Source organism: Ruegeria sp. CDSB029 (assembly GCF_059611125.1).
The window spans coordinates 43692-66607 of sequence record NZ_JBXWOX010000023.1 but is presented as its reverse complement, the minus strand read 5'-3'; the positions used below and the strand labels follow the sequence as shown (position 1 = coordinate 66607).

General features: G+C 56.2%; 20 protein-coding genes. 12 read left to right on the top strand and 8 right to left on the bottom strand.

Features of this window, described 5'->3' with window-relative positions; genetic code table 11:
* Positions 1–32: 32 nt before the first annotated feature.
* From tviB to AC2FI8_RS20815, 3 genes are all read right to left on the bottom strand, one after another.
* Entirely contained in the window at positions 33–1316 is a 1284-nt protein-coding gene (gene tviB / locus AC2FI8_RS20825; RefSeq protein ID WP_496780824.1) for a Vi polysaccharide biosynthesis UDP-N-acetylglucosamine C-6 dehydrogenase TviB, read from the bottom strand.
* A 13-nt stretch (positions 1317–1329) separates the two neighbouring features.
* Positions 1330–2343, bottom strand: coding sequence for an NAD-dependent epimerase/dehydratase family protein (locus AC2FI8_RS20820; protein ID WP_496780817.1), 1014 nt, complete (start codon positions 2341–2343; stop codon positions 1330–1332).
* Positions 2344–2427: 84 nt separating this feature from the next.
* On the bottom strand, positions 2428–2952 hold the full coding sequence (locus AC2FI8_RS20815; protein WP_109311025.1) for a CBS domain-containing protein: 525 nt from the start codon (positions 2950–2952) through the stop codon (positions 2428–2430).
* 121 nt (positions 2953–3073) lie between these two features.
* Between AC2FI8_RS20815 and AC2FI8_RS20810 the strand changes: the two genes are divergently transcribed.
* The 7 genes from AC2FI8_RS20810 to AC2FI8_RS20780 all read left to right on the top strand — a co-directional run bounded on the left by AC2FI8_RS20810 (position 3074) and on the right by AC2FI8_RS20780 (position 10449).
* Positions 3074–3259, top strand: a complete 186-nt coding sequence (locus AC2FI8_RS20810; protein WP_496780816.1) for a hypothetical protein — start codon at positions 3074–3076, stop codon at positions 3257–3259.
* Between the two features lie 67 nt (positions 3260–3326).
* Positions 3327–4352: an FAD:protein FMN transferase gene (locus AC2FI8_RS20805; RefSeq protein WP_496780815.1), complete on the top strand. Its 1026-nt coding sequence runs from the start codon at positions 3327–3329 to the stop codon at positions 4350–4352.
* 15 nt (positions 4353–4367) lie between these two features.
* Positions 4368–4604, top strand: a complete 237-nt coding sequence (gene nqrM, locus AC2FI8_RS20800; RefSeq protein ID WP_058277146.1) for a (Na+)-NQR maturation NqrM — start codon at positions 4368–4370, stop codon at positions 4602–4604.
* 94 nt (positions 4605–4698) lie between these two features.
* Entirely contained in the window at positions 4699–6363 is a 1665-nt protein-coding gene (locus tag AC2FI8_RS20795) for a sulfatase-like hydrolase/transferase (RefSeq protein ID WP_496780823.1), read from the top strand.
* A gap of 94 nt (positions 6364–6457) precedes the next feature.
* Entirely contained in the window at positions 6458–7975 is a 1518-nt protein-coding gene (gene gpmI, locus AC2FI8_RS20790) for a 2,3-bisphosphoglycerate-independent phosphoglycerate mutase (RefSeq protein WP_496780814.1), read from the top strand.
* Entirely contained in the window at positions 7972–9102 is a 1131-nt protein-coding gene (locus tag AC2FI8_RS20785) for a murein hydrolase activator EnvC family protein (RefSeq protein ID WP_496780813.1), read from the top strand. Before gpmI ends, AC2FI8_RS20785 begins: the two co-directional genes overlap by 4 nt.
* Before the next feature lie 6 nt (positions 9103–9108).
* Entirely contained in the window at positions 9109–10449 is a 1341-nt protein-coding gene (locus AC2FI8_RS20780; protein WP_058277149.1) for a S41 family peptidase, read from the top strand.
* A gap of 48 nt (positions 10450–10497) precedes the next feature.
* Here the strand turns inward: AC2FI8_RS20780 and AC2FI8_RS20775 are convergent, their stop codons facing one another.
* The 3 genes from AC2FI8_RS20775 to AC2FI8_RS20765 form a co-directional block, all read right to left on the bottom strand.
* Positions 10498–12024: an MFS transporter gene (locus AC2FI8_RS20775; protein ID WP_496780812.1), complete on the bottom strand. Its 1527-nt coding sequence runs from the start codon at positions 12022–12024 to the stop codon at positions 10498–10500.
* 90 nt (positions 12025–12114) lie between these two features.
* Positions 12115–12474 carry a hypothetical protein gene (locus AC2FI8_RS20770; protein ID WP_496726923.1) on the bottom strand — a complete coding sequence of 120 codons (360 nt, stop codon included), beginning with the start codon at positions 12472–12474 and terminating at the stop codon, positions 12115–12117.
* Positions 12475–12485: 11 nt separating this feature from the next.
* A complete protein-coding gene (locus AC2FI8_RS20765) occupies positions 12486–13247 on the bottom strand; it encodes a DUF6478 family protein (RefSeq protein ID WP_496780811.1) in 762 nt (253 codons plus the stop codon).
* Between the two features lie 245 nt (positions 13248–13492).
* On the opposite strand from AC2FI8_RS20765, the gene AC2FI8_RS20760 reads away from it, so the two are divergent.
* From AC2FI8_RS20760 to AC2FI8_RS20745, 4 genes are read left to right on the top strand one after another with little or no spacing between them, the layout of a single operon-like run.
* Positions 13493–16591 (top strand): ABC transporter transmembrane domain-containing protein, encoded by a 3099-nt coding sequence (locus AC2FI8_RS20760; RefSeq protein WP_496780810.1) that lies wholly within the window; start codon positions 13493–13495, stop codon positions 16589–16591.
* Positions 16584–17480 carry a CPBP family intramembrane glutamic endopeptidase gene (locus tag AC2FI8_RS20755; RefSeq protein WP_496780809.1) on the top strand — a complete coding sequence of 299 codons (897 nt, stop codon included), beginning with the start codon at positions 16584–16586 and terminating at the stop codon, positions 17478–17480. The genes AC2FI8_RS20760 and AC2FI8_RS20755 overlap by 8 nt, the downstream gene beginning before the upstream one ends.
* A 60-nt stretch (positions 17481–17540) precedes the next feature.
* Positions 17541–18473 carry an acetyl-CoA carboxylase, carboxyltransferase subunit beta gene (accD, locus tag AC2FI8_RS20750; RefSeq protein WP_496770032.1) on the top strand — a complete coding sequence of 311 codons (933 nt, stop codon included), beginning with the start codon at positions 17541–17543 and terminating at the stop codon, positions 18471–18473.
* Positions 18470–19744 carry a bifunctional folylpolyglutamate synthase/dihydrofolate synthase gene (locus AC2FI8_RS20745; RefSeq protein ID WP_496780808.1) on the top strand — a complete coding sequence of 425 codons (1275 nt, stop codon included), beginning with the start codon at positions 18470–18472 and terminating at the stop codon, positions 19742–19744. Before accD ends, AC2FI8_RS20745 begins: the two co-directional genes overlap by 4 nt.
* A 78-nt stretch (positions 19745–19822) precedes the next feature.
* Here the strand turns inward: AC2FI8_RS20745 and zapE are convergent, their stop codons facing one another.
* Positions 19823–20881, bottom strand: coding sequence for a cell division protein ZapE (gene zapE / locus AC2FI8_RS20740; RefSeq protein WP_496780807.1), 1059 nt, complete (start codon positions 20879–20881; stop codon positions 19823–19825).
* 146 nt (positions 20882–21027) lie between these two features.
* Between zapE and AC2FI8_RS20735 the strand changes: the two genes are divergently transcribed.
* Complete coding sequence (locus AC2FI8_RS20735; protein ID WP_282169501.1) at positions 21028–22266, top strand: MFS transporter; 1239 nt, start codon at positions 21028–21030, stop codon at positions 22264–22266.
* 1 nt (position 22267) lies between these two features.
* Here AC2FI8_RS20735 and AC2FI8_RS20730 read toward each other — a convergent pair whose 3' ends face one another.
* Entirely contained in the window at positions 22268–22888 is a 621-nt protein-coding gene (locus AC2FI8_RS20730) for an HAD family hydrolase (RefSeq protein ID WP_108859718.1), read from the bottom strand.
* Positions 22889–22916 lie beyond the last annotated feature (28 nt).

Below are 22916 nucleotides of genomic sequence, written 5' to 3'. Positions count from 1 at the left end.
CCGGCGCTTATAGCGCCGGTTTTCTTTTGTGCTTAAAGACGAAGGTCGCTGGCCTCTATCGGTAGCACCGACTTAACGTCGAAGACCACGCTTGTGTCTTTTCCATACGCTCTGATTTGCGCGGGTTTGACATCTAGGAATTCCTGATGTGCGACGGATAAAACGACGCCGTCATAGGCGCGTTCATCGGGGGTGGCGACAAGGGAAATTCCATACTCGGCCAACGCTTCGGCGGCATCGGCGTGCGGGTCGTGCACATCGACCTCAATACCGTAATCCTTAAGTTCGTCTATGATATCGACGACCCTTGTGTTGCGCAGATCCGGGCAGTTTTCCTTGAATGTCAGCCCCATGACCAGCACGCGCGCCGATCCTACGTCAATCCCGACGCGGGTCATCCGCTTTACCAGTTGCGACACGACATAGCCGCCCATGCTGTCGTTCAGGCGTCGCCCAGCCAGAATGATCTGTGGATGATGGCCGACCGCCTCTGCCTTATGTGTCAGGTAATAAGGATCGACGCCGATGCAGTGTCCGCCGACCAGGCCAGGACGGAAGGGCAAAAAATTCCACTTGGTGCCAGCTGCGCGCAAAACGGCATCAGTATCAATGCCCAGGCGTCCAAAAATCATCGCCAATTCATTGACCAGCGCGATGTTCAGATCGCGTTGGGTGTTTTCGATAACTTTCGCGGCTTCCGCCACGCGGATGCTTTCCGCTTTGTGCGTACCCGCCGCGATAATCCGGCCATAAAGAGCATCTACCAAATCGGCAACTTCGGGGGTTGAACCCGAGGTCACCTTGCAAATGTCCGAGATCCGATGGCCCTTATCACCGGGGTTAATCCGCTCTGGGCTGTATCCGGCAAAGAAATCCGCGTTGAATGTAAGTCCGGAAACCCGCTCGAGGACGGGCACACAGTCTTCCTCGGTAGCACCTGGATAAACCGTGGACTCGTAAATCACCAAGTCACCCTTTTTCAAAACACGTCCGACCGTCTCGGACGCACTTAGCAAGGGCGACAAATCCGGTTGTTTGCCCGCCGTGATTGGCGTTGGAACCGTCACAATAAAGGTGTCACATCCCGCCAGATCGGTAGGTTCCGAAGTAAAGATCAAACCTGTCGCAGCGGTCAGATCTTCGCGTTCTACTTCCTGAGTGTTGTCCAGCCCCGCGCGCAACGCGTCAATGCGTTCGGCATTGATATCAAACCCAATGACCGGACCAGTCCCGGCAAATGCCACTGCCAGTGGCAGGCCGACATAACCCAGGCCGATGACGGCAATTTTACGGGAATTGGGGTTTGTTTCGAACATTCGGGAAATCAGCTCATTTTCCATGATAGTCGCGGAACCATTCCACGAACTGGGCAATCCCGACCTTGAAATCGGTTTGTGGACGATACCCGGTTAACCGCTGCAACAGATCGGTATCGGCCCAGGTGGCCGGGACATCGCCCATCTGTATGGGCATATAGTTTCTGACTGCTTTCTTGCCGACAGCTTCTTCAATCGCCTCTACAAAATCCAACAGGCGCACTTTGTCGCCGTTACCGATATTAACCACGCGCCAAGGCGCCACGGGCGAAAGGCTGTCGCCTTCTTCGATGTCATCTGCGCTGTCGGGGCGCGCGGGCGGGCTGTCGATCAACAGCCGGATTCCGCGGACAAGATCATCCACATTGGTAAAATCGCGATACATGTCGCCATGATTGTAGATGTCGATCGGACGGTCATCCAGAATGGCATCCACAAACTTGTAAAGTGCCAGGTCAGGGCGTCCCCAGGTGCCATAAACTGTAAAGAACCGGAACATCGTTGTGGGCAGGTTCCAAAGATGCGCGTAGGAATGCCCCATGGCCTCGTTGGCCTTTTTGGTCGCCGAATAGATGGTCAGAGGCGTGTCGGCCTTTTCAACCTCGGTAAAGGGCATAACCTCATTCGCGCCATAGACCGACGATGTTGAGGCCATCAAAAGATGTTCAACATTATGTTCGCGTGCAACTTCCATCACGTTGAACGTGCCGACAATGTTCGAGTCGATATAGCTGCGCGGATCCTCCAAGCTGTAACGCACGCCTGCCTGACCGGCGAGGTGCACGATCACGTCAGGTTGAAACTCATCACCAACCTGCTTGAGCTTTTCGTGATTTTCCAACAAATCCTCGGTGACGGAAAACCCAGGGTTTTGCAGCAGCATCTGATGCCGGCGGTTTTTTAGCGCGACATCATAGTAATCGGTCATCCCGTCATAGCCGTGCACCCGGAATCCTTCCGAAAGCAGCAGTTTCGCAAGATGGAACCCGATGAAACCCGCTGTACCCGTTACCAGAACGTGCTTCATTTTACCCTCGACCTATAACCGAACAAATTTTTGCATCAAGGATACTGTCAGTCAGCCAAGGTCAAGGGATTTCTACCGGAAGGATCAGCCTACGATCATTTGTTTCATACGCAACGCTTCATACTCCAGCTCTTTTAGTCGGAAATGAACAACGTCACCGATTGTGATTACGCCGCGCAGTTTCCCGTCGCCAACAACGGGCATGTGGCGAAAACGTCCTTCGGTCATGGTTTTCAGGACATCATTCAACAGATCGTCTGGTGAACATGTCTTGACCTCGCGCGTCATCAGATCCTCGACGGATTGTGGCAAGGTCTGGCCGGGCGTATCAGCCATGCGCCGGACGATGTCACGTTCGGACAGAATACCCTGAAGGGTGCCGTTCTGGTCGGTCACGACCACGGCACCAATCCGCTTTTCACTGAGGGTATTCACGACCGAATGGATCGTGTCGTTTGGGCGCACCGCAAATACAGCATCCCCTTTACCCGCAAGCAATTTTGCCACCGTCGTCTGCGAGTGCGACAGATTGGATTCAACCGATTGGCTGTGCGTGCTTGTATCGGTCTTGTCGCCGCGGGTAGGGGGCTGATATGAGGTTGGGGCCATTGGCAATCTCCTCTTATTTTTGAGATGGCTTCCCTTACACCTTACCGCAGCAATGCGGCCTGTATAGGGTGCAAATGCCCAAACCGGGGAAAACTGCCGCAAAACAAGGATATCCGGACTGTTGTCTGACCTTTATCTTACCCCACCCATCGCAGCGCTGATTTTCTTTGTTGTGGTTGTTTGTGGCCACAACTTTAGAATGGCGTGGAAACAGCAGGCTGTAGGCTGGCAGAAAAAAGCTTGGTTGTTTGGTGTGCCGGCAGGCGTCGGCTTGCTGGTTCTGGGGTTCCTGCCGCTAAAGCTGTGAAGTCGGTTTGACTCTGCAGGGGGCCGCTGGCATATGCCGGGCACGGTTTTCCTCTGGAGGTCTCTCGATGCGCCTTTTGCCTGTTCTGGCTGTTGCAACACTTGTTTCAGGATGTCTCTTTGACAAAGAACCCGAGGTTGTGCGCCTGTCCGGTGAGACCATGGGTACCACATTCAACATCACCGCTATCGGCACGGATGTGGATGAAACTGCATTGGGCTCTGCCGTCGAAGAGACTTTGGCAGACGTGAACGCCAAGATGTCCAACTGGGACCCCAACTCAGAGGTTTCGACATTTTCGGCGTCGTCCAGCACGGAACCCACCGAGGTTTCGGAAGAATTTGCGCTGGTTATCGGTGCAGCGAATGACGTGCACAATAGATCGGGCGGCACGTTCGACGTAACACTTGGCCCGCTGATCGAACTGTGGGGCTTTGGTCCACGCAAGCCAGAAGATCCTGTCCCATCTGACGCTGAGATTCAGGCGGCTTTGGACAGCGTCGGTCAAGACCGCCTGCTAACGCTGGATAGCGAAAGCGGAACACTGGCCAAATCAGATGCTGGCGTTGGCATCAACCTGTCTGCAATCGCAAAAGGATACGGCATCGACGCGGTGGCTGCGACGCTGCGCGACGCTGGGATCGAAAACTATATGGTCGAGATCGGTGGTGATCTGGTCACCATGGGCCAGAACGACAAGGGTGAGGCTTGGCGGATCGGGATCGAAAAACCCGAAGCGGGGCCCCAAAACCTGCAGTTGGTAGTTGAACTGGACAACCTCGGTATGGCGACCTCTGGCGACTACAAGAATTTCTTTGAACAGGACGGCGTGCGGTATTCGCATATCATCGACCCAACAACAGGTCGTCCGATCACGCATCGCACGACCTCGGTCACGGTTCTGGCTGAAAATGCGATGATGGCGGATGCCTGGGCGACGGCAATGCTGGCGCTGGGTCAGGATAAGGGCCTGGAACTGGCCGAAAAACATAAACTTGCCGTGTATTTCATTTCGCGGGATGTGACAGGCGGCGACGATGCCTATATTACGGTTCACAGCACTGCGTTCAAAGACGCACTGGGCACCAACTGACAGGTAAGAACCGGGATGAGCACCTTTATCATAGCCTTTTTTCTGCTTTTGATCATCGTGGTTGGCATGTCGCTGGGTGTCATGCTGATGGGCAAGACGATCAAAGGCAGCTGTGGTGGTCTGAACGCAATCTCGGGCGCGGACAAGTGCGTGGTCTGCCAAAAGGATGTCGACCCGGACTCGCCTCTGCGCGATCAATTGCAGTGTAAACGTGCCAAAAAGATGCTTGAGCAGATGGAGCGTCAGGCTTAAACGCAGATTGCGCGTCGCTATAGTGAAGGTAATGGCTAAATAGACCCCTGAGGTAACTTGGGGGAGGGCGCGCGTTTGGCCAAAGCCAAAAAACATCCTGTTTATCATGTTCGATCAGCTGCGCTGGGATTACCTCAGCTGTTACGGGCAACCGTATTTGCACACCCCCAACATTGACTGGCTGGCTGCAAACGGAGTCCGCTTTGATCGGGCCTACATCCAGTCCCCGATTTGCGGCAGTTCGCGCATGTCGACATATACCGGCCGCTACGTGCATTCACACGGCGCCTCATGGAATGGCATTCCGCTGAAAGTTGGTGAAATCAAGATGGGGGATCACTTGCGCAAGGCAGGCATGGACTGCTGGTTGGTTGGCAATACCCATATGCGCGCAGATGCGGAAAGCATGGAGCGGCTGGGATTGGAGCCTAACAGTCTGATCGGCGCGCGCGTCGCGGAATGCGGGTTTGATGTGTATGAACGCGATGACGGTATGCTGCCCGAAGGACCTGACGGGTTTTATGATCCGGATGGCGCAAAGGAATTCAATAAGCATCTGGCTGCAAAAGGGTATGAGAGTGACAACCCTTGGCACGACTTTGCTAGTTCGGGGCTGGATGAGGACGGCAATGTCCTGTCCGGCTGGTTTTTGAAGAACTCAACCGAGGCGGCCAACATAGCGGAAGAGGACAGCGAAACCCCTTATCTGACCGGACGAGGCATCGAATTCATGGATACCCATCATGGCCCGTGGTGCTGTCATCTGAGCTTTATCAAGCCGCACTGGCCATACATTGTGCCGGAACCTTATGCCTCGATGTACGGGCCGGAACATGTTCTGCCGGTCGTGCGCTCCGACACGGAACGTCAGAATGCGCATCCGGTGCTCAAGGCGTTCATGGATACAAAAGTGGGGCAAGCGTTCTCGCGGCAGGATGTACGTGATGCGGTGATCCCGGCCTATATGGGGCTGATCAAGCAGGCCGATGACCAGATGGGGCGACTGTTTGCCTGGATGGAGAAGACCGGCCGGATGGAGGACACAATGATCGTGCTGACATCCGATCACGGCGATTTTCTAGGTGATCACTGGATGGGCGGGAAAACGTTCTTTCAGGATGCCTCGACCAAGGTGCCGCTGATCATCTACGATCCCTCGCCTGAGGCGGAAGGAACGCGCGGAACCGTCAGCGATGCGTTGGTCGAATCCATCGACCTTGCTCCGACATTTGTGGATGTGGCGGGCGGTGAGATCGCAGGGCATATTCTTGAAGGGCATTCCTTGCTTCCGATCCTGTATGGGCAGCAGAACGATACACCCCGCGATGTGGTGATTTGTGAGTACGACTACTCTGCATCACCAATTGCAGACATGCTGAATGCCTCTGTCCGGGACGCAGTAATGTTCATGGCAGCTAACAAAAAATGGAAGCTGATCCACTGCGAAGGCGGCCATCGGCCTATTCTGTTCGATCTGGAAAATGACCCTACTGAGCTTGTCGATCTGGGGGACAATGCCGATCACGCCGATGTAATTGCCAAAATGTACGACCATCTTTTCGTTTGGACACGCCGCCAATCGCAACGCACCACGCGGTCGGAACAGCAGTTGATTGAGATGCGGAGCAAAAGCCGGGGCAGGGGGATCATGGTCGGGGTCTATGATGAAAAAGATGTGCCGCTGGACCTGACCGTCAAGTATCGCGGTCGCACGGCGCGTCCGTATACGGAATTGATAAACAAGGGTTGGGCGGCCTAAGTATTAAATCTGCACGACCGCGCACAAAATAAGGTTCAATTGCCCGAGGGCAGGCGATACAAGACCGACCAGAGCAGAAATCCGGAGAGCCGCAATGACCGCCCCCAAACCTGTCGTCCTGTGCATTCTTGATGGTTGGGGCCTGTCCGAAGACACACGGTCTAACGCGCCGTATCTTGCAAACACGCCGACCTTTGATGCCATCATGACCAATGGGCCGCACGCGACCATAGTTACACATGGCCCTGATGCCGGCTTGCCCAGCGGCCAGATGGGCAATTCCGAGGTTGGCCACACCAATATTGGCGCGGGCCGTGTTGTTGCGATGGATCTGGGGCAGATCGACCTGGCAATTGAAGACGGCAGCTTTTTCGACAGTGCCGCATTGCAGACCTTCATCGCAAAGGTGAAGGCAGCGGGTGGAACGGCGCATCTAATGGGTTTGGTCTCGGACGGTGGTGTCCACGGTCATTTGAACCACATCGTCGCTGCTGCCAAGGCGATCACCGATGCGGGCGTTCCGGTGGCGTTGCACGCCATGACGGACGGGCGCGACGTCGCTCCGAAATCGGCATTTACTTACCTGTCTGAGCTTGAAGATCGTTTGCCCGATGAGGCGCGTATCGTCACGGTTTGCGGTCGGTATTTTGCAATGGATCGGGACAATCGCTGGGAACGCGTCAGCGAGGCTTATGATGCGATGGTCAAAGGCCAGGGTCGGGCTGCCACAACTGCGCATAGCGCTGTGGATCACGCATATAACCAGTCTGAAACCGATGAGTTCATCGCTCCCACTGTTCTGGAAGGTTACGACGGCATTCAGGATGGTGACGGGGTTTTCTGTTTGAATTTCCGAGCGGACCGCGCCCGTGAAATCTTGCGCGCGATTGGCGAACCGGGCTTTTCGGACTTCGATACGGGCCCGCGCCCGCAGCTTTCCGCCCTGTTGGGAATGGTCGAATATTCCGACGGTCACAATGCCTATATGACAACCGTGTTCCCCAAGCGGAAAATCGTGAACACTTTGGGTGAGTGGGTTGCCAAGAAGGGGTTGCGCCAGTTCCGTCTGGCCGAGACCGAAAAATACCCCCATGTCACGTTCTTCCTCAATGGCGGCAAGGAAACGCCCGAGGAAGGCGAAGACCGGTTTATGCCGAAATCGCCCAAAGTAGCCACCTACGACCTGCAGCCCGAGATGTCTTCGGCCGAAGTGACGGCGAAGTTTGTCGAGGCGATCGAGGCGGACTATGACCTGATCGTCACCAACTATGCCAATCCGGACATGGTTGGTCACACGGGCGATCTGCAAGCCGCAATCAAGGCATGTGAGGCCGTCGATCAAGGCTTGTCGCAGGTTGTCGCGGCGCTGAACAAGGTTGGTGGTGCGATGATCATCACTGCGGATCACGGCAATTGCGAGGTCATGGTTGACCCCGAAACCGGCGGGCCGCACACCGCGCATACTCTGAACCCGGTTCCCGTGGCGCTGGTCGGTGGGCCAAAAGGTGTCTCGTTGCGCAACGGCCGCCTTTCCGATCTGGCCCCGACGCTGTTGGACCTGATGGGTCTTGAGCAACCGCCCGAGATGACGGGGCAGAGCCTGCTGTCATGACGATGCGCGCGCTTATCTTTGCGATATGTCTTGCGTCGCCTGCCAGCGCGCAGAATGATCCGTCCACAGCAGCCTTGAATGCGGCGCGCATGCTGGAACAGGCCTCGATCAACCTGACTGAAGCCGACGGTGCCCGCGACCGCGTGCGTGCCCTGACCGAAACTATCCAGGCTTATGAGGCCGGGCTTTCGGCGATGCGGGACGGGTTGCGCATGGCAGCGACCCGCGAGGCACAGCTGACAGCAGAATTGCGGTCGCGGGAACAGGAGGTCGCGCAGCTGCTGGGTGTATTGCAGACCATTGAGACCACGGCACCACCCGTTCTGATGCTGCACCCGTCCGGTCCCCTTGGTTCCGCACGGGCAGGCATGATGCTGTCCGAAGTTACTCCCGGCCTGAACGCGCGCGCGCAGGCACTGGCCCATGATCTGCAAGAGGTCCAGACCCTTCGGAAACTTCAGCAAAGTGCTGCAGACACTCTGGTCGAAGGGTTAACCGGTGTGCAAAACGCGCGCACCAGCCTCAGTGAAGCCATCGCTGACCGCACGGATTTGCCCCGTCGCTTTGTCGAAGATCCGGTTCGCACGGCCATCCTGATTTCATCAACCGAGACGTTGGACGGCTTTGCCAGTGGATTGTCCGAAATCTCGGAAGGCGAAATTGCCGAAACAGATGCGGATGTCTCTGACCGCAAGGGGCGGATTGAATTGCCGACCCAAGGCGTAGTTTTGCACCGCGCGGATGAGACTGACGCGGCTGGTGTGACGCGCCCCGGTGTGGTTCTGGCCACCCGTCCTCGGGCAATTGTTACAGCGCCAACCGCGGCAACAATCCGGTACCGTGGACCATTGCTGGAGCTTGGGAACGTCATGATCCTCGAGCCGCAACCGGGCTTGTTGTTCGTGTTCGCCGGGCTGCAAGACGTTTACGGAGACATGGGCGAGGTGATCCCCGAAGGCACTCCGGTGGGTTTGATGCCTGGTGAATCGCCCGAAATCGGCGCAATTTTGTCAACAAGCAGTGATGGCACTGGAACTGGCCGGTCAGAAACGCTCTATATAGAGGTAAGACAGAATAATAGCCCCGTGGACCCGGAATCATGGTTTCGGACCGACAAGGATGGATAAACGAGTATGAAGAAATTTCTGATGGCCGGTCTGGCCGGAACCGTGGCAGGTGTAATCGCAACTACACAAATTGCTGGTCCTTTGCTGGCGCAAGAGGCTGACCGGAAGGCCAGCGTGTACGAGCAACTGGATCTGTTCGGGGATATTTTTGAACGTATCCGCGCCCAGTATGTCGAAGACGTGGAGCCGGAAGAGCTGATCGAAGCGGCCATCGACGGTATGCTCACTTCGCTTGATCCGCATTCTAGCTACCTTTCGCCAGATGATGCTGAGCAGATGCGCGTGCAGACACGTGGCGAATTCGGCGGATTGGGCATCGAGGTCACACAAGAGGAAGGCTATGTCAAAGTTGTCTCGCCGATCGACGATACCCCGGCAGATGAGGCGGGGATCGAAGCGGGTGATTTCATCACGCATGTCGATGGGGAAAGCATCCTTGGCCTGACATTGGACAAGGCCGTGGATCTGATGCGTGGCCCGGTTGGGTCGGAAATCGTGATCACGGTCGTCCGTGAGGGCGAGCAAGAGCCGTTTGATATCACCATCATCCGGGACACCATCAAGCTAACAGCCGTGCGTGCCCGAACCGAAGGCACCAGCGTTGTTCTGCGTGTCACCACATTCAACGACCAGACTTTCCCGAACCTGCAGGAAGGCCTGAATGAACAGATCGAAGAAGCTGGTGGTCTGGACAAGGTCAATGGCTTTGTCCTTGACCTGCGGAACAATCCTGGCGGGCTGCTGACCCAGGCGATCAAAGTTTCGGACGCGTTCCTGAACGAAGGCGAGATCGTGTCCACCCGTGGTCGTGACCCAAGCGACGGTGAGCGTTTCAATGCAACAGCGGGTGATCTGGCCGAAGGTAAACCAATCGTTGTCCTGATTAATGGCGGGTCCGCCTCTGCATCGGAAATCGTGGCCGGCGCGCTGCAAGACCACCGTCGCGCGATCGTTGTCGGCACCAAGAGCTTTGGCAAAGGATCGGTGCAAACGGTCATGCCGCTGCGTGGCGATGGTGCAATGCGTCTGACGACCTCGCGCTATTATACGCCCTCGGGCCGGTCAATTCAGGCACTTGGCGTCAGCCCCGACATCATCGTTGAACAACCGCGCCCTGCGCCGGATGCCGAGGAAGAGGAAGCCAACGCCCGCACGCGGTCCGAAGCTGACCTGCGCGGCAGCCTGAACAATGACAGCCTCAGCGAAGATGAAATTCGTCAGATCGAAGAAGACCGCGCCAAAGCCGAAGCCACTGCTGAATTACGGGAAGAGGATTATCAGCTGGCCTACGCCATCGACATCCTCAAAGGTTTGTCGGCGTTCAATCCCAACGGACCGTCTCAATAAGACAAACAGGGCCGCCGATACAGGCGGCCCTTTCTGCAAAGGCCGGGATCAGCCCTCAACCTTGTGCAGTTTTTCTTCGTCAAGCATCATCGCCAGAACAATGCCTATCGAGACCGAGATGGCCGCAAAAACAAAGGCCATGTTCATACCTGCATCGAATGCGGCAGCGACGGCGGATTTGACCTTATCGGCCTCTTCCGAGCTTAGCTTTTCCATGATAGCGCGGGCCGTACCGGTCGTAAGCGTTCCACCGTTGATCGCCTTTTGATCGGTTGCAGACATGTTGATCCCATCCGCAACCAGCTGTTTACTGAGGCTGGACAGGCTGACGACATACATTATTGCGGTCGCGAAGGCGACGGATATAGCGCCGTATACCAGATGGGTCATAAAGCTCAGCCCGCCGACAAGTCCGGCGCGTTCAGGTTTGACGGCGCAAACGGCTGCAGTGCCTGATGGCCCAACCGTCAACGTTGCGCCCAGCCCGATCATCGCCATGCCGGGCAAAATCTGAAAATATCCCAGCCCCGCCGGCAAGATAATAATACTGAGAGCGCCGGTCGTTGCGATCAAATACCCCCAGAACAGCAGGCGCTTTGGCCCGAAATCATTATAAAGCGTGCCCGAAACAATTGAGCCGACGGCCAGCAGGAGTGTCAGTGGGGCAAGCCCAATCGCGGATTCAAACACGGACCAACCAAGGACCTTTTGCATGTATTGAGGGAAATATAGCAGCCCTACAAATGCCGCCGACACGTTGAACATGTTCAGTCCCAGCGTGATCCGAAACTCGCGGTTCTGCATCATTTGTGGCAGCAAGAGAGGCTCTTTCACGCGCTTTTCGACTTGCGGGAAAAAGAAGAACAGCGCGGCGCTGACGAAAAACAACATCAGCAGCGGGACAGACGTCCAGCCCCAGTCCGCACCGACGTCCAGCCCATAAAGCAGCAAAAGAACAGCAAGCGAGAGAATACCCATCCCGGCAAAGTCAATATGTTCGCCCTTTTTATGTTGGGTTTCGCGTTCCATAAGGATCAAGGCCGTAACCATCGAAATGGTCGAGAACACAACGTTTGCCAGAAAGAAAAACCGCCAATCCCCAAAGCTGACTGCGGCACCGCTGATCAGCGGACCAAAGACATTGCCGCTGGTCACACCGGCCAGGATCATGCCCATGATCATGGCGCGGTGTTCAGGGCGCGAGACTTTGGTTGCGCCAAAAGCCAATGTGCAAGGCCAGACACAGCCGGAACCAATCCCCTGCAATGCGCGAGCCACAATCAGAAAGTCGAGACTGGGAGAGACAAAGCACATGATGGACGCAAACAGAAAGATTGCCAGCCCAATGATCATCATCTTGCGGTGCCCAAACATGTCCCCCATGCGCCCCCCGGCGACCATAGTCATGGCAAAAAACAAGGCGTAGATGTTCAGCACCCACTGGGTGCTGGTAATATCAGCGTCAAAACTGTTTTCGATGGCGGGGACAAGAATAAGAGCGCCGGTAAAGTCGATACCGATCCCAAACCCTGTCACCATCAGAGCGATGACCTTGACGATACTGCTGCGGTCCATTTTCGCACCCGGGTTGCTTCGGATGACTTTTATGATGCACGGATTCCGCCTGAAAGATAGACAAAGCCTTGGAAACGAAGAAAACCCGGATCAGTCCGAAGGTGCCTGAGACCGTCTAAATGCCCGTTTCAACAAGTCGAGCTCCGCCCGCAACAAAGCGATTTCGGTTCGCAAATCATCTGCGGCTGATGCCCCCGCAATGATTGTGAATTCACCGATCTTCTGTGTTGTGTTTGCATCGGCTATTACAAAGCAATGAACCCCGTCGGCGATAGCGGTTGATGGCACCGGCACACTCAGTTCCCAACCACCATCGGTGGCGGTCATGAGCACACCCTCCAGCGCCTGGCCCATGTAACGGACTTCGACATGCGGTTCAGTGTCGGCCTGCAGGTACCCGCGCCAGATGCCGTTTTCGAACAAGGTTGGGGTCAAGGTTGGTTGTGTCATGGCCAATGCTCTCACATGTCGGCGCGGTGGTGGCGGCAAAGGGTCAGGTCCCGCAGAACTATGCGGTTCATCGCCGGATTGGTCAGAACCAGGTCCAGCCAAATCTTGTCTATGCGCCGTTCGTTCAGCGGCAAATTGGCAAGATCGAAATCTAGAGCATTCGAGCTTGTAGACAAATCCAGAGACCGTGGAACGGAATCGGTGTTTGGGCCGTGCTGAATATTCAGTCGTGCGGTCACGTCCAGCGGACGTTCTGTTTCAATCTGGGCATCGACCCGCATCAGGTGCTGCCGCGTCAATCCTTGCACTGCCTCAGGCGGCAAATCCAGCGACACGGAAAGAAATGACCCGGCAAAACCGAACACTTCGACGCCAAGTCCAAAAGCGGCCAGATCCTTTTCGTCCATGTTTCGCGCTTGTCGCACGCTGATCTCAGACAAGGCGCAGTCATGGAATATCTTTACCTGTTGATCCAACTCGACCTTACGCGGGATTGAGGCCAGGCCGGGCCGAGGCAAGGGGCCCCGCCACAAATCAGGTCGCCAGCACCAGTCAGTACCCAGCGGTTTGGGAAATTGCTTTGATCCAATCAGGGGCAGCGTCAGTCGTTCGTTTGCCTCCCGAAGCAAACGGTCCAATTGCGCACGCAGTTTGCGCGCCTCATCCCGCTGTTGACGCAATTGGGGGTTCGTAGCCCCGGCCGCGTCTTGAACGGCCCGTTGCCAGCGCGCAATAGTTTTGCGGTGTAGATATCGCTCCAGAAGTTTGCCCATGATCCCATCGTCTGAACTTGACCTTCTTTAGTCAAAGACAACGGCGAGGATAAGGCCGAATTGGTGAAATCCGCATAAAACTATCCGACACTAACGTGGTTGTGACTGGGCGGTTTTGGTTGTGTCTGCTAAGGCCGCCATTGCCGTTCTTGCAATCATCCGGGACTGTGCGTACCGTCCGGCACCTGATTGCTGTGGATTATCCGAAAAACCGCGTACTAAATTCTTTGAGGCAAGGCCGGGGCATGGAACCCACACTATTTTCGTTCATCTGGAAACACTCGAAAAAGCAGCAGCTTGTGCTGTTGTTTCTGACGGTATTGTCATTTCCGTTTCTCTACGCCTCGCTTGAGCTGCCAAAGCAGATCATCAACGACGCAATCGGTGCGCCCAGCGATAGCGTGACGCTTTTTGGGTTCACCTTCACGCAGGTCCAATATCTGCTGATCCTCTGTTTTGCATTTTTGGCCACTGTAATCGCCAGCGGCTTGATGAAGATGCGCATCAACACGATGAAGGGCATATTGGCCGAACGTATGCTGCGCCGCCTGCGGTTCACGCTGATTCACCGCGCCATGCGATTCCCGAAATCGTATTTTGCCACCACCAGCCAGGGTGAACTTGTTTCAATGATCACCTCCGAGGCCGAACCGATGGGCGGCCTGATGGGTGATGCGATTGCCCAGCCGGTGTTTCAGTTTGGTCAGATGATGACCATTGTCACCTTTCTGTTCATGCAAAGCGTTTGGTTCGGTCTGGCCAGCATCGCGTTGATTCCGTTGCAGGCATGGCTGATCCCAAAACTGCAGCGCCAGATCAACCTGCTGAACAAGGAACGTATTCAGCAGGTCCGCCACCTCAGCTCGGAAATTGGCGAAAGCGCGGCGGGCATCAGCGATTTGCGGGCCAATGGTGGCTGGCGCTATCGGTTGGCACAATTCAGCCATCGGTTGGGAACCTTGTTCGAGATCCGGTTCAAGATCTACAACAAGAAGTTCTTTATGAAGTTCCTCAACAATCTGATTACTCAGATGACGCCGTTCCTGTTCTATTCGGTCGGTGGCTATCTGGCGATCACGGGTGAGGTGACAGTGGGCGCGTTGGTCGCGGCGCTTGGGGCATACAAGGACCTTAGTGGCCCATGGAAAGACTTGCTGACCTATTACAACCAGGTTCAGGATATGTCTTTGCGCTGGGAAATCGTGATTGAACGTTTTGCCCCGGACAACATGATCCCTGAAGAGCTGTTTGTGGGTGAGCCAGAGTCTATTCCGCATCTCAGCGGCGATATCGAACTGCGCAATGTAACAGTGCGCGATGATGACGGGAAAACCATCCTTGAAGATATCGACCTGACCATCCCCAAGGGTGCCCGCGTTGCTATCCAGTCGTCAAGCGCCGCCGAGCGCGGCGCGTTGGCGCAACTGCTGACACGAGAGCTTTTGCCGATACAAGGCAGCGTCACAATTGCGGGTCACGATCTGCTAAAACTCCATCAGACGGTAATTGCGGCGCGGATCGGCTATGCCTATTCGCGGCCCTATCTGTTTGACGGGACTTTGGGTGACAACCTCTTGATGCCGTTGCGAACCCATCCACAACACGAAACCGACGCGAAGAAGGCCCCAAGCCGGTGGCAAATCGAAGCGGTGCGGGCCGGGAACCCTCCGGATTCCCTGTCGGATGAGTGGATCGATCCCGGCCTGGCAGGGTTGGAAGACATCGAGGATATCCGCAACTGGTGGTTCCAGCTGGTCGAGGCGATGGGCATTGATGAGTTCATGTTCCGCCGGACATTACGTACCCAGTTCGATCCAGAACAGCATTCTGCGCTGGCGCGGGATATTGTAAATCTGCGCGATACGGTCGCGCAAAGGTTGGAAGAAAAAGACCTGGCGCGGTATGTCTATCGGTTCGAGCCGGACCGCTTTAACCCGGCTGTTCCACTGGGGGGCAACTTGCTGTTTGCCGCTCCGTCTCGCGATATCTCACCGGATATTCTGGCGGGCGATGATCGGTTCATGTGGATGCTGCGCCATCACGATCTGGATGATGACGCAATGAGCATTGCAAGCGCGGTGCTGGAAACACTGCACCAGACGTTTGGGCGGGACGGGGCAGATCACCCGCTGTTCCTTCGTCTGGGTATGGCCAAGGATATGTTCCACCGCCTGCTTGATATCGAGGATCGGCGCAAAGCCAAAGGGGATGAAGCAATCAGCGAGGGCGAGCGTGCCTTGTTGCTGACCGTTCCGTTCCTGCTGACGGCGGAACAGATCGGGCCTGATTTTCCAGACGAGTACAAAGATAAAATCTTGGCCATCCGAAGGGGGCAGGCGGAACAGCTGCGTGCCTCGATGGATGGGATGTTCGTTCCGGTCACGCCAGATGCATATATTGAACGCATGACTGTCATGGAAAATGCCCTGTTCGGGCGGGTTTCTTTGATGGCCGGGGCGCACACGGATGAAATCGAAGATGTCGTCGCCGAAGCCATGAACGAAGCTGGTCTGCGCCGCCGGGCGGCGGCCATTATCTATGACCTGCCCTCGGGTCTGGGTGGGAATAATCTGCCGACGGTATTTCAGGAACGCGCCGCATTCTCGCGCGCTGGAATCAAGCGTCCTGATGTGTTGATCCTGGACAAAGCTCTGGCCAGCCATGATTCCGAGAGCAGGCTGAGAACCCGGCTGAAACTGCGGGAATTGTTGCCGGACTCCGTCATGATCTTCATGGAGGATTACTTTGCCCATCCCGAAGCCTATGATCTGTTCGTCGAGATCAAGGATGGTCGAATTGACGGCGTCTCGCGGACCCGTCCAGAAGAAGAGGCCAGCTCAACAGATGATCTGAGCCGCAAGCTCAAGATTATCTCGTCGACCGAGCTGTTTTCCGGCATTGACGGTCGCAACCAGCGCCTTCTGGCGTTTTCCGCGCAATGGTACGATGCCGCAGCCGGGCAGATCATCTTTTCCGAAGGGCAAACGCCAGATGCCGCTTATCTGTGTATTTCGGGCGAAGCCGACCTGATCTGGAATGAAGGGAACGGAACCGCGCGTACGATCTCGGTCATCGAGCCGGGGCGTCTGATCGGAGACTTGTCGATCATCACGGGTGAAATTCGGCAATTTGATTTGGTCGCGGTCAAGAATTGTTCGTTCCTGCGCATTGGGGCCGAGGAATTGCGCGCGGTTATTGAAAGTGACGCAGGTGTTGCGATGCAGCTGCTGCAGACGGTTGCCGGCTATCTGACTACGATTTCCCAAAGGCTGAACGCCGCCAATGCAACCTCATTGATCTTCGACGATGACGCGCCGAACCGGGATGTGGCCGACAATGCCTGACGCCCACCCCGGCAGATACATAGCGCATGAACGACTGGTTGCACCTTCGCGCGCACGGCCAGAGCTGTGGCGCCTGCTGGTCGGGCTGACCATTGTTGGCGTGGTTGGTATCCTGCTGAACTTTCTACTTTTTGGATTGGTTGCGGGTCTTGGGTCCGTGGAGTGGGCTCAAGGCTTGTTGACTGGTGCATCCCCGGTTGCACTTTTGGTGCTACTGGCAAGCTTTGGCTTCATCACATTGGGCGTGTCCATCGCTGCAAAACGCCTACAGCATCGAACCCTGAGCTCAATCTGTGGCCCATGGCGCGAGGGCATTGGGCAATTCTGGAGTGTTTTTAAGGCATTGCTGATCGTTGGGATCGTCGTGGCCATCTTGCCGCCATATGGCATGGGCGCAACGCTGACGCAGAATTTGGCACTGTCGACCTGGCTGTTGTTTCTGCCTTTCTCTCTTTTGGCAGTGCTGATTCAGACAAGCGCTGAAGAGGTTCTGTTTCGGGGGTACATACAACAATGTCTTGCGGCACGATTCCGATCACCGGTTGTTTGGTTAGGCATTCCGTCAATCTTGTTTGCGATCGGTCACTATGCCCCCGGCGCAGCCGGAGACAACGCGCTATTGGTCGCCGTTTGGTCCGGGATGTTCGGCCTGATGGCGGCGGATCTAACGGCCAGGTCAGGGACGCTGGGACCCGCTATCGCATTGCATCTGTTCAATAATATGGTCGCGTTGCTGTTTGTTTCCTTACCCGATGGCTTAAGTGGTCTGGCATTGTATCTGCTTCCCTATGACATGTCGGATACCGGGGCGCTGCGGCAATGGCTGTATGTGGATTTTGCTGTGATGATCGTCAGTTGGCTAACAGCGCGGGTTGCACTCAGGCGTTGATTGCAATTCTTTCCGTAGCGTCTTATTTGACGTCAAAGCCGCACAAGCCAAGGTTCCGATATGAACTGGATTACAAACTACGTCCGCCCACGGATCAACTCGATCTTCTCGCGCCGAGAAGTGCCTGAGAATCTTTGGCACAAATGCGATGAATGCGGAACCATGCTGTTTCACCGTGAGTTGGCGGAAAACCAGAATGTCTGCACCCAGTGCGATCATCACATGGCGATCACACCGCGCGCGCGGTTCGATCATCTGTTCGATGGTGGGATCTTTACCGAGGTCGAAGTTCCCGCGCCCAAAGACGATCCGCTTCAGTTCCGCGATCAGAAGAAATACCCCGACCGGATGAAAGCCGCCCAAAAGAAAACGGGCGAGAAAGAGGCGATGTTGGTCGCCTTAGGCGAAATTGGCCGAACCCCGATTGTTGCGGCCGCGCAGGACTTTTCGTTCATGGGCGGATCCATGGGCATGTATGTCGGCAACGCGATCATCGCGGCCGCGCAAGAGGCTGTGAAACAGAAACGCCCGCTGATCCTGTTTTCGGCCGCTGGCGGCGCACGGATGCAGGAAGGTATCCTAAGCCTGATGCAGATGCCCCGCACAACCGTGGCAGTAGAAATGCTGAAAGAGGCAAATCTGCCCTACATCGTAGTGCTGACTCACCCAACGACGGGCGGTGTGACGGCTTCGTACGCGATGCTGGGTGATGTCCATATCTCAGAGCCCAATGCGCTTATTTGTTTTGCCGGTCCACGCGTGATCGAACAGACGATCCGGGAAAAGCTGCCCGAAGGCTTCCAACGCGCGGAATACCTGTTGGATCACGGCATGTTGGACCGTGTGACCAAGCGGACCGAAATGCGCGATGAGCTGATCACGATCACGCGGATGTTGATGAACCAGCCTCCGGCGGTCAAAGGTGATCTGCCTGCGCCCGAATCTGAAGATGCAGTGGCAGAAGCCCCGGCTGAAGACGCGGAAGAAAAATGACCTCTCAGACATCGGACGTCATCCTGGAAAGGATGATGGCGCTGCATCCCAAGATCATTGACCTGACCTTGGATCGTGTCTGGCGTCTGCTGGCCGCGCTGGACAATCCGCAAAACAAACTGCCGCCGGTGATCCACATCGCGGGAACCAACGGCAAGGGCTCGACCCAGGCCATGATCCGAGCGGGGCTGGAAGGGGCAGGGCTGACCACCCATGCCTACACCTCACCCCACCTGGCCCGGTTTCATGAGCGTATTCGTCTGGCGGGGGAACTGATTTCCGAACCGGATCTGACAGCGGTTCTGGACGAATGTTATGCCGCCAATGGTGGCGAGAACATCACGTATTTTGAGATCACGACCTGCGCGGCCCTGCTGGCTTTTGCCCGGTCCAAGGCGGACTACACGTTGCTTGAGGTCGGGTTGGGTGGCCGGTTGGATGCGACCAATGTCATTCACGACCCGGCGGTGACGGTCATCACGCCGGTTTCAATCGACCATGAACAATTTCTGGGCGATACCTTGGGCAAGATCGCAGCGGAAAAGGCCGGCATCATTAAGCCCGGTGTTCCCTGCATCGTTGGCCCGCAACAGGATGAGGCGCTGGAGGTCATTGAATACACTGCCGCGCGTCTGGGTGCACCTTTGTTGGTGCATGGCCAACACTGGCACGTCACCGAAGAAAACGGGCGGCTCGTCTATCAGGACGAAACTGGCCTGCGCGATCTACCGCTGCCAAATCTGTTGGGCGCACATCAGTATCAAAACGCCGGCGTCGCGCTAGCGGTATTGCGTCATCTGGATCTTGGGGAAGACGCCTATGAGGCTGCGGTGACCAAGGCTGAATGGCCAGCCCGCATGCAGCGATTGAAAACCGGCCCTCTGGTCGAACAGGCCCCCGAGGCCGAGCTCTGGCTGGATGGCGGGCACAACGCTGCCGCAGGTTTGGCATTGGCCGATCTACTGGCGAAGCTGCCTGCACGTCCAACCCATATGATCTGTGGGATGTTGAACACAAAGGACGTCACCGGGTATCTGGCTCCGCTTGCCGCACAGGCGCAAAGCCTGACGGCAGTCTCTATCCCGGGCGAGGTCAATACGCTGAGCGCTGACGACACCGCTGAAGCCGCTTCTCGGGTTGGGCTGGCAGCGTCTACTGCCAATAGTGTGGCCGAGGCCCTGAAAAAAATTACTGAAGATGACCCGCAGGTGCGGGTTCTGATCTGTGGATCGCTATACCTGGCCGGTAATATTCTGCGCGAGAACGGCTGAAAAAGGCGCATCTGCACAGCTTCATCTGGCCAAAAATATCCCGGGGGAGTCGCGCAAAGCGCGGCGGGGGCAGCGCCCCTATTGCCCCCAATCCTGATCCTGCATCTCACGCAGGCGGGACGCAGTGCGCTCGAATTCAAATGTGCCTTCACCTTCGACGTACAGCATCTCGGGTTCTGCCGCAGCTGAACAGATCAAGCGGACTTTTCCCTCATACAGTGCATCAATCAACGTTACGAACCGTTTGGCTTCGTTAAAATTATTGCGCGACAGACGTGGGATGTCCTCAAGCACCAGAACTTTGACCTCTTCCGCGATGGCAAGATAGTCTGCCGGGCCCAGCATCCTTCCACAAAGGTCATAAAAACTGGCCCGCGCCACGCCGTTTCGAAAAGCGGGCAGTTCTACCGCACGACCGTTGACCTGCAGAATTAGCGGGTCCGCCGCGCCTCCGGCCAGGTCGTTCCAGACGCTGCGAATGCTCTCGCGCGCCTCGGGACCTATGGGCGTAAAGTAAACAGGTGCGCCTTCCAGCCGGTTTTGGCGGTAGTCCGTGGGTGAGATCAGCTCCCACACCTCAAGCTGTTCTTTGATATGTGCAATGAAAGGCAAAAATAGCTGACGGTTTAGCCCGTCCTTGTAAAGGTCATCCGGATGGCGGTTCGATGTCGTCACGACCACGGTGCCACCTTCATGTAGCAGATTAAACAAACGACCAACGATCATCGCGTCCGTGATATCGGTGATTTGCATTTCGTCAAATGCCAGTACGCGCGCGGACTTGATCACCGAGGCGGCGACAGGAGCCAGCGCGTCTTCAACCCCGTCCATACGGGCCTTGTGCATGCCTGCGTGGATTTCCTGCATAAAGGCGTGAAAATGCACTCGGCGGGCGGGGATGTCTGCCAAAGAGTCGACGAACATATCCATCAGCATGGATTTTCCGCGCCCGACTCCGCCCCACAGATATAAACCCTTGGGCGGCGGCGGGGCTTTTCGAAAGAACCCCCGTTTCACAGGTTCGGCCAATGCCGCCCGGATACGTTCGAAATGAGGAAGAACAGCCTCTTGCGCGTCGTCTCTGGTCAGGGTGCCGTCGGCCACCTGCGTGTCATAAAGCGATATCAAACCCGTCATGTTTTGAGGCATAGCGCCCGGTTTGCCCGTTGAAAAGCAGCCATTTCTCTGACGCATCAATTTTGCTTATCCGTGACCGCAAAAGTCCTGAATTGACGCACAACCTAAACGCGGTAACGTCTGGTTCTTGAACGCCCGAGGACCTAATGCCCCAACACACGCGCTTGCTGAACCCCATCCTGATCGTCGGATGTATCATCATCACCGTCAGTTTTGCCGTGCGCGCATCGTTTGGCGTGTTTCAGATCCCCATCGCAGATGAATTCGGCTGGCTGCGCTCGGACTTTTCGATGGCAATCGCAATTCAGAATTTGGCCTGGGGCATTGGGCAGCCGATTTTCGGGGTCATCGCCGAAAAGGTCGGCGACAGGCGCGCGATTATTCTTGGGGCTCTGACCTACGCGGCGGGTATGGTTCTGTCGGCCTGGTCCGTCACTCCGTTCGAGCACCAAATGTACGCATGGCTTGTGGGGTTCGGTATCGCGGGAACAGGATTTGGCGTGGTGCTTGCCGTGGTGGCGCGGGCATCGTCGGACGAAAACCGCTCTATGTCGCTTGCGATTATCACAGCTGCTGGCAGTTTCGGTCAGGTTCTGGGGGCGCCTACAGCCGAATGGATGCTGAGCTTTATGCCTTGGCAGCAGGTGTTCATCGTATTCGCTGCAGCTATCTTGGCACTGGTGCTGACACTGCCGTTCATGCGCGCCCCGCAGGCCGCCAGCAAGGCAGAGATCGAAGAAAGCATGAGCCAGATCCTGACCAGGGCTTTCCGCGATCCATCCTATACGCTGATCTTTCTGGGCTTTTTCAGCTGCGGTTATCAGCTTGGCTTCATCACCGCACATTTCCCCGCTTTCGTGACCGAGATGTGCGGACCCATACAACCCGGTGGCGTACTGCATTCTATTGGCATCACAACCACATCAGCACTGGGGGCCGTGTCAATTTCATTGATAGGCCTGGCAAATATTGCGGGCACGCTGCTGGCGGGTTGGGCCGGGAACCACTTTCCCAAAAAATACCTTCTGGCAGGTGTCTATACGGCGCGCACACTTGCGGCGGCGGCCTTCATCGTGTTCCCGATCACGCCCCTGTCGGTCATCGTGTTTTCGCTGGTCATGGGTTCGCTTTGGCTTGCCACCGTTCCGCTTACTTCGGGGTTGGTCGCGCATCTCTACGGACTGCGCTACATGGGAACGCTGTATGGGATCATCTTTTTCAGCCACCAGGTCGGCAGTTTCCTGGGCGTCTGGTTGGGCGGGCGCATGTATGACCAGTACGGCGACTACACCATGGTCTGGTGGATCGGAGTCGCAATTGGGGCGTTCAGTGCCATCGTCCACCTTCCCATTCGCGAAAACCGCCCAACGCCCGTCACCGCCTGAGCTACAGCGCCTCTTCGACCGTCAGTAGACCTTCTTGCAGCAGTCGGTCCGCCCAACCCTGTGGGCCGGTAAAGTGGTGCGTCTGCCATCCACGGGCGCGCGCCGTTTCGATATTTTCGAGTCGGTCGTCGGTGAACAAAAGCGCCTCGGGCGGTAGTCCACAATCCGCTTCGACCATTTCATAGATCGGAACATGCGGTTTGACGGTCTGCATCCGTCCCGACACGTATTGTTTGTCGAACTCGTTGAGGAACGGGTAAACCGTCGTCGCATAGTCGAAATTTTGCACGCCGAAATTGGTCAATGCAAAAACCGGCACGCCTTTGGCCCGCAAGGCCCGTTGCAGACGGATCGAGTGGGGGATCTCGGGCGCGGCAAGTTCGATCCACTTGTCGTGCCACATGCGGATTTCATCCCGCCATTCCGGGTATTTCTCGGCCCAATCATAGATTGTGTCAGTGAAGTGATGACCCTGATCAACCAGGTCGTTCATCCCGTGCAGGTCAACTTCCGAGAACATGGCACGACGGCGCTCTTCCCCGATGACCTGGTCGTAATAGCGTTCGGGTTGCCATTCGATCAGAACATTCCCGATGTCAAAAACAACAGCTTTCACCGACATGTACGTACCTGTCTTCTTGTTCCTTAGT